Source organism: Streptosporangium sp. NPDC049644, assembly GCF_040675205.1.
In the GTDB taxonomy this organism is placed as follows: domain Bacteria; phylum Actinomycetota; class Actinomycetes; order Streptosporangiales; family Streptosporangiaceae; genus Streptosporangium; species Streptosporangium fukuiense.
Map to the genome: position 1 here is coordinate 38618 of NZ_JBFAOJ010000006.1, position 12209 is coordinate 50826.

General features: G+C 69.7%; 12 protein-coding genes. 6 read left to right on the top strand and 6 right to left on the bottom strand.

Annotated features, from left to right (window positions below; translation table 11 throughout):
- Positions 1–69: 69 nt before the first annotated feature.
- The 3 genes from AB0J58_RS04880 to AB0J58_RS04890 all read left to right on the top strand — a co-directional run bounded on the left by AB0J58_RS04880 (position 70) and on the right by AB0J58_RS04890 (position 1907).
- Entirely contained in the window at positions 70–414 is a 345-nt protein-coding gene (locus AB0J58_RS04880) for a hypothetical protein (RefSeq protein ID WP_364210335.1), read from the top strand.
- Between the two features lie 117 nt (positions 415–531).
- A complete protein-coding gene (locus AB0J58_RS04885; protein WP_364210338.1) occupies positions 532–951 on the top strand; it encodes an ATP-binding protein in 420 nt (139 codons plus the stop codon).
- An 83-nt stretch (positions 952–1034) separates the two neighbouring features.
- Positions 1035–1907, top strand: coding sequence for a GNAT family N-acetyltransferase (locus tag AB0J58_RS04890; protein WP_364210341.1), 873 nt, complete (start codon positions 1035–1037; stop codon positions 1905–1907).
- A 133-nt stretch (positions 1908–2040) separates the two neighbouring features.
- Here the strand turns inward: AB0J58_RS04890 and AB0J58_RS04895 are convergent, their stop codons facing one another.
- The 3 genes from AB0J58_RS04895 to AB0J58_RS04905 are packed head-to-tail and all read right to left on the bottom strand — an operon-like array spanning position 2041 to position 5696.
- Positions 2041–2814: a sporulation protein gene (locus tag AB0J58_RS04895; RefSeq protein WP_364210343.1), complete on the bottom strand. Its 774-nt coding sequence runs from the start codon at positions 2812–2814 to the stop codon at positions 2041–2043.
- 17 nt (positions 2815–2831) lie between these two features.
- A complete protein-coding gene (locus AB0J58_RS04900) occupies positions 2832–4082 on the bottom strand; it encodes an SPFH domain-containing protein (protein ID WP_343968805.1) in 1251 nt (416 codons plus the stop codon).
- Between the two features lie 48 nt (positions 4083–4130).
- Positions 4131–5696, bottom strand: coding sequence for an SPFH domain-containing protein (locus AB0J58_RS04905; RefSeq protein WP_343968807.1), 1566 nt, complete (start codon positions 5694–5696; stop codon positions 4131–4133).
- Between the two features lie 199 nt (positions 5697–5895).
- On the opposite strand from AB0J58_RS04905, the gene uvrB reads away from it, so the two are divergent.
- Both uvrB and AB0J58_RS04915 read left to right on the top strand, forming a co-directional pair.
- Positions 5896–8007: an excinuclease ABC subunit UvrB gene (gene uvrB / locus AB0J58_RS04910; protein WP_343968809.1), complete on the top strand. Its 2112-nt coding sequence runs from the start codon at positions 5896–5898 to the stop codon at positions 8005–8007.
- Positions 8008–8142: 135 nt separating this feature from the next.
- Positions 8143–8454, top strand: a complete 312-nt coding sequence (locus AB0J58_RS04915) for a PadR family transcriptional regulator (protein WP_343968811.1) — start codon at positions 8143–8145, stop codon at positions 8452–8454.
- Positions 8455–8482: 28 nt separating this feature from the next.
- Here AB0J58_RS04915 and AB0J58_RS04920 read toward each other — a convergent pair whose 3' ends face one another.
- Positions 8483–9232, bottom strand: coding sequence for a hemerythrin domain-containing protein (locus AB0J58_RS04920; protein ID WP_364210346.1), 750 nt, complete (start codon positions 9230–9232; stop codon positions 8483–8485).
- 222 nt (positions 9233–9454) lie between these two features.
- Here AB0J58_RS04920 and AB0J58_RS04925 point away from each other — a divergent pair, with 222 nt between their 5' ends.
- Positions 9455–10720, top strand: coding sequence for an APC family permease (locus tag AB0J58_RS04925; RefSeq protein ID WP_364210349.1), 1266 nt, complete (start codon positions 9455–9457; stop codon positions 10718–10720).
- Between the two features lie 45 nt (positions 10721–10765).
- On the opposite strand, the gene AB0J58_RS04930 is transcribed toward AB0J58_RS04925, so the two are convergent.
- Both AB0J58_RS04930 and AB0J58_RS04935 read right to left on the bottom strand, forming a co-directional pair.
- Positions 10766–11380, bottom strand: a complete 615-nt coding sequence (locus AB0J58_RS04930) for a hypothetical protein (RefSeq protein ID WP_364210352.1) — start codon at positions 11378–11380, stop codon at positions 10766–10768.
- A 52-nt stretch (positions 11381–11432) separates the two neighbouring features.
- Positions 11433–12041 carry a DUF4126 domain-containing protein gene (locus AB0J58_RS04935; RefSeq protein ID WP_364210355.1) on the bottom strand — a complete coding sequence of 203 codons (609 nt, stop codon included), beginning with the start codon at positions 12039–12041 and terminating at the stop codon, positions 11433–11435.
- Positions 12042–12209 lie beyond the last annotated feature (168 nt).

A 12209-nucleotide genomic window follows, 5' to 3' on the forward strand; every position in this document is an offset into this window, starting at 1 on the left:
CACGTACAAGTGAGCAACAAGCGGCGGTTGAGACCTTGGTCTGGCCTCGGGGGTGTCCAAGGAGGATTCATGCGCTTACGAAGATCGTTGCTGGCCGCGGCGATCGCGCTGCTCGCTCTGCTCTGCCTGCCCGCCCTGCCGGCCCAGGCGTACCCGGTACAGGGCGACCTGCCCTGGTCGGTGCTGCTGTGCAAGTTCGCCGACCGTCCGGAGGGGCCCAGGCCTCCGCAGTTCTTCCGGGAGCTGTTCACCGACGCGGGCAAGGGCCTCGGCGGGTTCGCCGACCACCTGGCCGATCAGTCGGGCGGCCGGACGGGCATGGCGGGATCTGTGGTGAAGGGCTGGTACACGATGCCCGTCACGGTCGAGCAGGCCAAGGCCAAGAGCCGACGGGTCCTGCGCCCGGCGGGTTAGCGGCACCCGCCCGCCCCCATCGGATGTCGTCGGGCAGTCGTGCGTCACAGCAAAGCGGAGACATCGTGACAGGCGTTCTTCGAGCGACTGGCACCTTGCAGGAATGGTGATGATCCAATGAGTGCCGAAGCGGTTTCCGCGCTCGACCTGCTGGGCAGTGTCGAACTGCCCGGGGTGGCCGGGTCGATCTGTACGGCCCGGCGATATGTCAGAGGCGTGCTGAGGAGATCAGGTCAGCGGGATACCTACGACGCGGAACTTCTGGTCAGTGAACTCGTGTCGAACGCGGTGCGGCATTCGGAGTCGGGACGCGCCGGCGGGCTGGTGACGGTCGTGGTGGCGAACTGCGGGGAGAGCGTCCAGATAGCGGTGGCCGACAGCGGGTCCGCCACCTGTGCCCCCAAAATTCCGCCCGGGCCGGACGAGGGCGCGGAGGGCGGCCGTGGGCTCTGGCTGGTTCGCGAGCTGTCCCTGTCGTGGGGGTGGCACGAGGGCACGGCGGGCCGGATCGTCTGGTTCCAACTGGCGCGACGATGACCGGCCTGCCGGTCCCCGGACGCGGGCGATCGTGGTTTTCGCGGGTGGCCCGGCCACCTTGGAACAGTTGGAATGGAGATACCTTGTCGATTCACATTGATCCGCTGGCCGATCCCAGTCCGGGCGCGTCCGGCCGCCGCCTGGTGTGGCTGGCCTCCGACGGCGACGGAGTCCCGGTGGGATCGGCGTTTCTGCGCCTGTTCGACCGTGAGGGGCAGGACCATCTGGCCGAGCTGGAGCTGAACGTGCATCCCGCGGAGCGGCGCAAGGGTGTCGGCTCCGAGTTGCTGGCGCGGACGATTGCGGGCGCCGGGCGGGAAGGGCGGCGCTGTGTGCTCGCCCAGGTTCGGGCCGATACGCCGGGTGACCGGTTCCTGGCGGCCAGGGGGTTCAGGAGGGTGCTCGCCCTGACGTACGCCAGGCTGGTGCCGGCCCACGCCATCGTAGACACGGTCGCCGACCGGCCGCACCCCGGGTACCGGCTGCGGTCCTGGGACGGGACGGTGCCGGACGAACTGGCCGACACCTTCGCCGCCTCTCGCCGGGCCATGGACGACATGCCGATGGACGACGCCGACTACGGTGTCGTGGTCTGGGACGTCGAGCGGGTCAGGGCGGCCGCCCGGGCCATCGAGGACCGCGGCGAGTCGCTTCACACGGTCGTGGCCATCGACGAGTCCGACGGCTCGATCGCCGGGTTCACCGAGCTGGTCGTTCCCGGCGACGGCAAGGGGGACGGCCAGCACTACGGCACGGGAGTCCTGCCGGAACACCGCGGACACGGCCTGGCCAGGTGGATGAAGGCCGAGGCGATCCGGCAGGCCCGTGAACGCTATCCGGACCTGGGCGGGCTGCTGGCGGACACGGCCGACAGCAACACCCACATGCGGGCCGTCAACGACTCGCTCGGCTACCGGCCCACCCACCGGACATTCCAGTACCAGCTGGATCTGTGACAGCCCCGGCGTGCGGTGGGTGAGCACGAGCTCCCCTTCCGCCGAACGGGGCCGCCGGCTGACAGAGCGGGAGACGAAGCGGCCCGGTCACCGGGTAGGCGGTGACCGGGCCGAGACGGCAACGCGAGAAAGGTCAGAACCAGCCGCGCTTCTGGGCCATGGCCTGGAGGCCGGCGCGCAGCGACTGCTCGACCTGGCCCGGGTGGTCGTTGTAGTGGATGGTGAAGCGGCTGTAGCTGTCGTGGCTGGAGGACAGGAAGCCGCCGCGCTTGTCGGCCTCCAGGATGACGTCCATCGCCTGGGGGCCGGCGATGAAGGTGAGCTCCAGCTCGTTGAAGTGGCGGTGGTACTCGCCGCCCGCGTAGTACTCGATCTCCTGGAAGAACGGCATCCGCGAGCCGTGCAGGGTGCCCCGCTCCAGGTCGGCCTTCTTGAAGCGGAAGCCCATTCGGTCCAGCGCGCCGAGCAGGTGGTCCTGGGCGGGCAGCGGGTTGACGAACAGCGGGTCGAGGTCGCCCTTGTCGAGCGCGCCGGCCAGGGCGAGCTCGGTGGAGACGCCGAGCTGCATGCCGCGCAGCGGGTGGCCGCCGATGGCGCTGATCGGGGTCTCCCAGGGGACCTGGATCTGGAAGGGGGCCGACTGCGGGGCGCCCGCGGCCAGGTGGAACGGCCCGGTGATCTGCTGGCGCAGGAAGCTGTAGGTCGACTTGTACTCGTTGTCGCCGCTCTCGACCTCGACGACCGCGGTGAAGTCGATGAAGATGCCCTCGACCCGGTAGTCGGAGCCGCCACCGCGGAAGTTGACCTGCCCGCGCAGCACCTCGCCGGGCCGTACGTGCGAGTTCTGCAGGACCGTGTCGACCTCGACACCCGCCCCGAACGCGGCCATCAGCTTACGGAACACCATCTTGACTCCAGGTTTTCTCAGGGGATTTGGTTCGGCGGGGCGACCTGGCCGTTGCCGCCGCCCAACTGGGGCAGGAGCTGGGCCAGAAGCAGGGTGGACAGCGCGGAGGTGTCGCCGGAGGCGCCGGTGGTGCGGACGACGACGGGACGAGGTGCGCTCTCCGCGAGTTTGGCGCCCACGTCGAGCCTGCGGCGGGCCAGCTCGTACTGGAGCACGGCGCGGTTGTCGCGGTAGGAGTCGGCCAGCCTGCGCAGCCCCTTCGCCTCGTTCTCGGCGGAGGTGAGCTCGGCCCGGCCCCTGGCCTCGATCTCCCAGCGCACCCGCTGCGCCTCGGTCTCGTGCTCCTCCAGCATGCGGGCGACGTCCTTACGCGCCGTGTTGGCGGCGGCGCGCACCTCGACGATACGCGCGTCCCGCGTCTTCTTGGCGCGTTCGATCTCCATCAGCAGGGTGTCGATCCTGCGCTTGCGGGTGAGCTCCCACTCGCGCTCGAAGGCCGACAGCTCCTTGGCGACCTTCTCCCGGGTGGCCAGGTGCTGCTGGTACTGGTCGGGCAGCTGCACGTCGGGGATGTTGGCGCCGGTGATCCGCACGCCGTACCGGCCGAGCTGGCGGGTGAGGAGTTCCTGCATGTCGCCGACGTCGGAGCCGCGCAGGTCGTAGGCGCGTTCGGTGCGCACCAGGCGGCTGCGCTGGCGGATGGCGTCCTGTACGGCGCTGCTGAGCACCAGGTCGAAGTTGCCGGCGCCGATCGTACGGACGAAGGCCACCGGGTCGACGATGCGGAACTTCAGGAAGAACTCGATCGACTTGAGCGGGACGTTCTCCGCGGTCGGGCAGGCCACGATCGGCGCGGAGTAGGGGATCTCGGTGGAGGTGTCCACCACCGCGTCCACCCGGTCCCACGGCAGCCACAGGTAGTGGCGGCCGGGAGGCAGGGTGCCGACGATCGCGCCCCACCGGCTGCGCACGCCGGTGGTGCCCTCCTCGATCTCGATGATCGCCCGGCGCCAGAGCCAGATCAGCGCCACCACCAGGAAGAACACCGCGCCGACCGCGGCCAGCAGGGAGAACACCCCGTCGGCCAGCGCGGCGGTGCCCGCCAGGTAGAGGGCGAAGAACAGCAGTGTCACCCAGGCGAAGCCGCGCCGGTCCTTGGGGATCACCACCGGGACCAGCTGGCCCGACTCGCCGCCGCGCAGCAGCTGGCGGATCTCCGACCAGGAGGCCAGAGATTCCTTGATCTTGGAGAATTCTCCGTTGCTCACTGGGTCCTCACCGCTCCTCGTTCGCCTCGTGGTCCGTTCCGGTGCACGTCAGTCCTCGTCTCGTACCGGAGCGGCGACGTCGGCGGGGGGGTTGAGCAGGGCGGTGATCTCCGCCCCGCGCTCCTCGACGCGGCCGCCGATCTCGGCCATCCGGGCCCTGATCGCGGCCATGTCCGCCTCGGAGAACAGCTGCGCCTCGCGGCTGCCGACCAGCTGCCTGGCCAGCGCGAGCAGGTCGAGGTCGACGTCCTCGCCGACCTGCACCAGGCGCGGCAGGTGCGAGGCGACGGACTCCAGCTTGTCGAGCAGGTCCTGCTGGAACCGGTAGTCGAGGATCTCCGGCGCCTCGGCGGCGCTCAGCGCGCGGATGTCCAGCGCCTGGGCCTCCAGCAGCGCCGCGTTGGCCTTGGCGGTGGACTCCGCCTCCACCAGCCGCTGGCTCGCCTGGGCCTTCGCCTGGTGCGAGGCGCGTTCCAGCGCGGTGTCCATCCGGGCCTGGTATCCGGCGATCTCGGCGTGGATGGCCGACAGCTGCTCCTGCAGCCCGGCCAGCTCCTTGATCAGGTCACCCTCGTTCTGCTCCTTGCGCAGCTGGAGCTCGTACTCGTAGGTGTACGCCTCCTTCGCGACCCTGATCATCTCGGGGGCGGCGAGGTCCATCCGGTACTCCTGGCTGGACGGCTCGGCGTGCGTGATGTTGACGTCGGTGAGCCGTACGGCGGGCAGGAACTGCTGGTTGAGGTTGTCCAGCATGCCCATCGTGCTCTCGCCGACCAGGTCGTAGATCTCCTCGGCGCGCTGGGAGTAGATCAGCGAGCGGGTGACCTCGCTGATGGCGTTCTGCAGCTTGGCCTGGAAGCCGCTGACCGAGCCGAGCACGAAGATGAACTCGGCCGGGTCCTCGATCCGGAACTGCAGGAACAGGTCGACGCTGGCCTTGACGCCCTGCTGGGTGGGAGCCTCGCGGATGGGCGCGTTGAAGGGGTACTCGCGGGTGGTGTTGACGATGTAGCTGACCCGTTTCCACGGGTTGAACAGCGTCACCCGGCCCGGCTCGGCGATCTGCACGAGCTTGCCGAACTTGGTGATCAGGGCCTTGCAGCCCTCGGGCACCATGACCACGCTCCTGCGCCACCACAGGAACACCGCGGCCAGCACCAGCACGGCCCAGTAGTGCGGGCCGAACAGCACCCGTGCCCCGTCCGGGAGGCCGGTGGCGACCAGCCCGACCAGGCCGAGGCCGGCCAGCACCACCAGCGGGATGATCACCTTGGCGGCACCGCTCTTGGGGATGACCACGGGGGAGATGACGTGGACGGACTCGCCGTGCTGGCCCTTGCCGCCGAAGCTCCGGTTGACGATCTCGCCCGCCTCGTTGAGCGGCGCGCTGCGGGCCTCGATGACCGTGCCCGGGGAGGCGCCCTGGTCACGGGCGGCCGCGAAGTCGGAGGGGTTGAGCGCGAAGCCCGCGTTCCCCGAGCCTCCGGAGTCACCCGGTCCACCGTTGGGCTGCCCTGTCATCTGGCCCGCGAACTGTCCGACGGCCTGCCCGACCACCTGGCGCATGTCGCCGCCCTGCCCTATCGTCTGGGCCGCGGCCCTCGCGTACTGCATGGCTTCTCTTGGCCGGGACATCACACCTCCGAGGTAGTCGTATGTCGAAAGCTCGATATATCACGCTTTGTGAGCGCAGGCACGTCGACCAGTAAAGGGGACCTCGCTTGCGATTCACTTGCTTCGCGGTTAAGCCGGGTGCCCCGGTGAGGGACCGTACGGAGAAGGATTGTCGGTCACGCCGCCTACAGTGGAACAGGTGAGGCCGGTAACAGATTTGCAGCGCAAGGTGGCCCCCTTCGAGGTCGTCACCGACATGACCCCTTCGGGCGACCAGCCCACCGCGATCGCCGAGCTCGAACGGCGCGTCAAGGCGGGTGACAAGGACAACGTCCTGCTGGGCGCCACGGGTACGGGCAAGACCGCCACGGTCGCCTGGCTGATCGAGCGCCTCCAGCGACCCACCCTGGTCATCCAGCCCAACAAGACGCTCGCCGCCCAGTTCGCCAACGAGCTGCGCGAGATGATGCCCAACAACGCGGTCGAGTACTTCGTCTCCTACTACGACTACTACCAGCCCGAGGCGTACGTCCCGCAGAGCGACACCTACATCGAGAAGGACTCCTCGATCAACGAGGAGGTCGAGCGGCTGCGCCACTCGGCGACCAACTCGCTGCTGACCCGCCGCGACACGATCGTGGTCGCCTCGGTCTCGTGCATCTACGGCCTGGGCACCCCGCAGGAGTACGTCGACCGGATGGTCAGGCTCAAGGTCGGCCAGGAGATCGAGCGCGACAGCCTGCTGCGCCGCCTCGTCGACATGCAGTACACCCGCAACGACCTGGCCTTCACCCGGGGCACCTTCCGGGTGCGCGGCGACACCGTCGAGATCATTCCCAAGTACGAGGAGCTCGCCGTCCGGATCGAGATGTTCGGTGACGAGATCGAGAAGCTCTCCACCATGCATCCGCTGACCGGCGAAGTGATCACCGAGGACACCGAGCTCTACATCTTCCCGGCCTCGCACTACGTCGCGGGCGCCGAGCGGATGGAGAAGGCCATCCGGGGCATCGAGGCCGAGCTGGCCGAGTCCCTGGAGACCATGGAGCGCCAGGGCAAGCTCCTTGAGGCCCAGCGGCTGCGCATGCGCACCACCTACGACCTGGAGATGATGCGCCAGATCGGCAGCTGTTCCGGCATCGAGAACTACTCGCGGCACATGGACGACCGCGAGCCGGGCAGCGCGCCCAACACCCTGCTCGACTACTTCCCCGAGGACTTCCTGCTGGTCCTGGACGAGTCCCACCAGACCGTCCCGCAGATCGGCGCGATGTACGAGGGGGACGCCTCCCGCAAGCGCACCCTCGTCGACCACGGCTTCCGCCTGCCGTCCGCGATGGACAACCGCCCGCTGAAGTGGGAGGAGTTCCTGGAGCGGATCGGCCAGACGGTCTACCTGTCGGCCACCCCCGGCCCCTATGAGCTGGGCCGCTCCAAGGGCGACGTGGTCGAGCAGGTCATCCGGCCGACCGGCCTGATCGACCCCGAGGTGATCGTCAAGCCGACCAAGTCGCAGATCGACGACCTGATCCACGAGATCCGCACCCGCACCGAGAAGGACGAGCGGGTCCTGGTCACCACGCTGACCAAGAAGATGTCCGAGGACCTCACCGACTACCTGCTCGAACTCGGCATCCGGGTCCGCTACCTGCACAGCGAGGTCGACACCCTGCGCCGCATCGAGCTGCTGCGCGAGCTGCGGATGGGCGAGTTCGACGTGCTGGTCGGCATCAACCTGCTCCGCGAGGGCCTCGACCTGCCCGAGGTGTCGCTGGTGGCCATCCTCGACGCCGACAAGGAGGGATTCCTCCGTTCGGAGACCTCCCTGATCCAGACCATCGGCCGCGCGGCCAGAAACGTCTCCGGCCAGGTGCACATGTACGCCGACCGGATCACCCCCTCCATGGAACGGGCGATCGACGAGACCAACCGCCGCCGGGCCAAGCAGATCGCCTACAACGAGGCCAACGGCATCGACCCGCAGCCGCTCCGCAAGAAGATCGCCGACATCCTCGACTCGCTCAGCCGGGAGGACGCCGACACCGCCCAGTTGCTCGGTGGCAGCGGCCGCCAGCAGTCGCGCGGCAAGGCACCCGTCCCCGGTTTCGCGGTCAAACAGGCGGGCCAGCACGCCAGGGCGATCGCCGGAGAGATGCCCAGGGCCCAGCTGGAGGCGCTGATGGAGTCGCTCACCGAGCAGATGCACCAGGCCGCCGCCGACCTGCAGTTCGAGGTCGCCGCCCGGCTCCGTGACGAGATCAAGGAGCTCAAGCGGGAGGTCCGCGACATGCGCGAGGCCGGGGTCTCCTGACTCACCCGTGGTCGAGGTGGCGGGCACGCGTCCCTCGACCACGGCACCACCGGTGGCTCACCAGGAGGGCGGCTATCGGTATCGTCATTTCTCTGTCACCGAACGTTCACCGGTGACGCGGAAGGCAGGGGGCGCATGCGGGAGTTTCTGCGTGGTGCGGTGCGGCTGCACATCCTGCACCACGCGGCCGAACAGGACATCCACGGTGCGTGGATGGCAGAGGAGCTGAAGCGGCACGGGTATGCGATCAGCCCTGGCACGCTGTATCCGACCCTGCATCGGCTGGAGGCGGACGGATTGCTGACCTCTGAGCAGCGCACCGTCGAGGGGCGGGTGCGCCGGGTGTATCGCGCGACCCAGGCGGGACGCGCCGCTCTCACCCAGGACCGGGCCGCGCTGGCCGAGTTGGCCCGCGAACTCCTCACCGAGGCCGAGTGGCGGTCCTAGACCACGGGGACGGCGGCCGGCACGGGTTTCACACCCGCGGTGTGAACTGGGCCAGGTCGTAGATCCCGAGAGCCTTTTCGATGTCGGCGACCTGGCCGACCACGCCGGTGAACCCGCTCTGGCCGAAGCGGCGGTGCTCCTCGTCCTCGAAGGTCTCTCCCAACCGGAGGAACTCCTTTGCGGGGACGACGTCGCGGAAGACGGGGAAGACGACGGTGTCCTCGCGGGCCTCGTGTGGCTCGTACATCCGGATGAAGGCGGCCATGGCGGCGACCAGTTCGCGGCGATCCCCCGTTCGCGGTGTGGCCGATGCGCCGGTGGCCCGCAGGATGCGGTCGGTCAGGACGCGACCTCTCTGATGCTGAAGCAGCAGAACCGAGACGGTGTCGGTGAGCTTGCCGGCCTCGCGCAGCCGCGGGAACACGTACTGCTCTTCCAGCCGCTCGTGGTAGTCCTGGATGAAGCCGCGGATGATGCGCGCCCCGGCGTTCAGCGGCTGAGCCGGCACCGGCTCGCCGCCCTCGATCCGCCGGATCCCCTCCCGATAGATCAGCAGGACGCGTTTGAGCACCCCGTGTTCACGCATGAGATCTTCCGGTGGTGTCACCGGCGCCTCCTGCTCCTGGGCGGCGGATCCCGAGGCGGATGGGGACGCCCCGGCTGCGACCGGGCTCACCGAGCCGCCGCAGGCGGCAAGGGGGAGACCTCCCGCCATGGCGGCGGCGGACAGTCCCAGTAGGTCACGCCGGCGCACCTCGGGCGACTGCGAGCTTCCCATCGGGCCCCCTTTTTTTCTGGCCGCTGTCTCACCGTCCCTGCCTCCGGGGCATTCCCGTGGGGCAGGGCCTCACGCGACGGCCTCGGCAATGCTCCCGTCGACCGCGCACATCGTGGTCACGGCTTTGTCAACCGGTTCCGGGCCCGGGGGATCCCTGCACGGCTCGACTCGATATCGTGAACCGATATCGAGTTTCGTTTTATATCGGACGGAGCGTGTGCCATGGCGGAGGTATCGGCCGGAGCCCGGCAGCAACGGCTGGAGCGTCGCCTGGGTCTGGGAGACGCGGTGGTGATCGGCCTGGGCGCGATGATCGGAGCCGGGGTCTTCGCCGCACCGGCCCCCGCGGCCGCCGCGGCCGGATCGGGACTGCTGCTGGGGCTGGCGCTCGCGGCGGCGGTGGCCTACTGCAACGCCACCTCCTCGGCACGGCTGGCGGCACGCTACCCCGCCTCCGGCGGCACCTACCTGTACGGCCGGATGCGCCTGGGCCCCTTCTGGGGGTACCTGGCGGGCTGGAGCTTCGTGGTCGGCAAGACCGCCTCCTGCGCGGCGATGGCCCTGACCGTGGGCCTCTACCTGTGGCCGGGACACCAGCGGGAGGTGGCCGTGGCCGCCGTGGCGATGTTGACCGCGCTGAACTACACCGGGGTGCAGAAGGCCGCGTGGCTGACCCGCGCCATCGTCGTGGTCGTGCTGGCCGTGTTGACCGCCGTGGTGGCGGCGGGCCTGACGAGCGGGCCCGCGCGGCCCATCCTGCCGGACATCGTCTCCGAGGCCGGCGCGGGCGGGGTGTTGCAGGCCGCGGGCCTGCTGTTCTTCGCCTTCGCCGGATACGCCCGCATCGCCACCCTGGGTGAGGAGGTGCGGGATCCCGCTCGCACCATTCCCCGGGCGATCTCCATCTCGCTGGGCGTCACCCTGGTCGTCTACGTCTGCGTGGCCGTCACCGCACTGGCCGTCCTCGGCCCCCGGCGCCTTGCCGAGAGCTCCGCGCCACTGGCCGAGGTGGTCGCCGCCGCCGGCCTGCCGGCCCTGGGCCCGGTCGTCCGCGCCGGTGCCGCGGTCGCGGCTCTGGGTTCGCTGCTCGCGCTGATCCTCGGGGTTTCCCGCACCACCATGGCCATGGCCAGGGACCGGTACCTGCCGCCCGCCCTGGCCGCCGTTCACCCGCGCTTCAAGGTGCCGCACCGGGCGGAACTCGCCGTCGGCGTCATCGTCGTCGTACTCGTGCTGACCACCGACCTGCGCGGCGCGATCGGGTTCTCCTCCTTCGGTGTCCTGGTGTACTACGCCATCGCCAACGCCTCCGCCTGGACCCTGCCTCCCGGTGAAGGCCGCCCGCCCCGGGCCGTTCCCGTCCTCGGACTGGCCGGTTGCGTCGCGCTGGCCTTCAGCCTCCCGCCGGTGGCGGTGCTCACCGGCGGCGCGGTCCTGGTGATCGGGGCCGTTCTGTACGGGGCACGCCAGAGGCTGAGCCGCCGCTGACCCCACCCGGGGTCTCCGCCGCGAGCGGCGACGGCGCGCGCGGGGTCAGCGGAGGTCGTCGGGGAGGGGGCGGTTGATCATGGTGCGTTTGTAGAGCTCGTCGATCTGGTCCAGCGGGTCGGGGGCCCGGCGGCGGGCCTCGATCTCCAGGTCGGTGCGGTCCTGGATCTGGTCGATGCCCCCGGCCGAGTGCGCCATCTGGTCGTTGCGCAGGTCGGCCCTGATCCGGGCGCAGGACGTGGTCAGCTTGGCGTGGTGCTCGCGCAGGCGGCCCAGCGCCGTGTGGTCGATGTAGGGCGAGACCCGCCGCTCCTGGGCGTAGTGGGCGAGCTGGGCGTCGAGCTGCTCGGCGTGCGCCGCGATCTCTCCCACCAGCTGAGGCAGGTCGCCCAGTCCCCAGCCGTCGCGCAGCGCGTGGTCCACCGCCTGGCGGGTCAGGGAGACCTCACGCCGCAGGTCGAGACGCATCCGCTCGGTCTCCGCGGCGTCACCGGTGCCCATCGCGGCCATGTGGGAGGCGACCCGGGTGGAGACGCTCTTGGCCTTCTTCGTGGCCTTCTTGCCGACCTTGACCAGCAGATAGATCCCGACTGCTCCCAGGAGAAGGAAGAACAGCAGGATCACCAGCAGGATCATGAGGAATTCGCCGATCGGAACCACCTCCCCACGAGGGTTGGACGAGATGTTTCGAGCATATCCCGCACTTTCCCCCTCAGGTGGGCGTCGAGTGGCGCGGGCCGGCCACCCGGTTCCGCTTCCGTCGCCGTATTCTGCGGGTCGCCCACCAGGCGAGCAGCGCCAGCCCCGCCACCACCAGGATGACCAGGACGGGCAGGAAGATCGCCACCAGGCTGATGCCCAGTGCCCCGGCGTCCTCGACGGTGCTGACCACGGGCGCGCCCACCCCGGCCGTGGTGGCGTTCACCACGGGCCTGGCGGTCGTCTTCATGACGTGCACGGCCAGCGCGATCCCGATGCCCAGCACCCAGCTGAGCCAGGGGTTGTGGCTCATCCAGGTCGAGCCGTCCAGCCGGGCCGCGGCCTCGGTGGCGCTGAAGACGACACCGCCGGAGGCCGGGCGGACGACGGTCTGGATCATGTCGTTGACGCTGTCGACCACCGGGACCTTGTCGAACACGAACTCCGCCAGGAGCAGCACGCCGATGATCCCGAGCACCCAGCCGTTGGCGAGCCAGGCGAACTCCTGTGGCAGCCGTACCTGGTCGGTGAAGTTGGCGAGCAGACCGACCACCAGCAGCGGGATGTAGGCGTTGAGCCCGGCCGCGGTGGAGAGCCCAAGGCCCGTCAGTGCCGCGAGCATCGCACCTCCATTGTCCTCTCTGCCCCCTCCAACGTCTCACGGCGGCTGATCGATCCCGCTCGGTTCCCTCTCCGGGTATCGCTCCGGTCTCGGCGGCCGCCCCGGGGAGCCGGAGGGGTCCCGGGTGACCAGGGGATACGGAAAGAGCCCATCGGGCGTCACCGAGGC

Coding starts and splice junctions, on each gene's coding strand:
- AB0J58_RS04880 (WP_364210335.1), top strand. CDS start 70: ATGCGCTTACGAAGATCGTTGCTGGCCGCGGCGATCGCGCTGCTCGCT.
- AB0J58_RS04885 (WP_364210338.1), top strand. CDS start 532: ATGAGTGCCGAAGCGGTTTCCGCGCTCGACCTGCTGGGCAGTGTCGAA.
- AB0J58_RS04895 (WP_364210343.1), bottom strand. CDS start 2,814: ATGGTGTTCCGTAAGCTGATGGCCGCGTTCGGGGCGGGTGTCGAGGTC.
- AB0J58_RS04905 (WP_343968807.1), bottom strand. CDS start 5,696: ATGCAGTACGCGAGGGCCGCGGCCCAGACGATAGGGCAGGGCGGCGAC.
- AB0J58_RS04915 (WP_343968811.1), top strand. CDS start 8,143: ATGCGGGAGTTTCTGCGTGGTGCGGTGCGGCTGCACATCCTGCACCAC.
- AB0J58_RS04920 (WP_364210346.1), bottom strand. CDS start 9,232: ATGGGAAGCTCGCAGTCGCCCGAGGTGCGCCGGCGTGACCTACTGGGA.
- AB0J58_RS04925 (WP_364210349.1), top strand. CDS start 9,455: ATGGCGGAGGTATCGGCCGGAGCCCGGCAGCAACGGCTGGAGCGTCGC.
- AB0J58_RS04935 (WP_364210355.1), bottom strand. CDS start 12,041: ATGCTCGCGGCACTGACGGGCCTTGGGCTCTCCACCGCGGCCGGGCTC.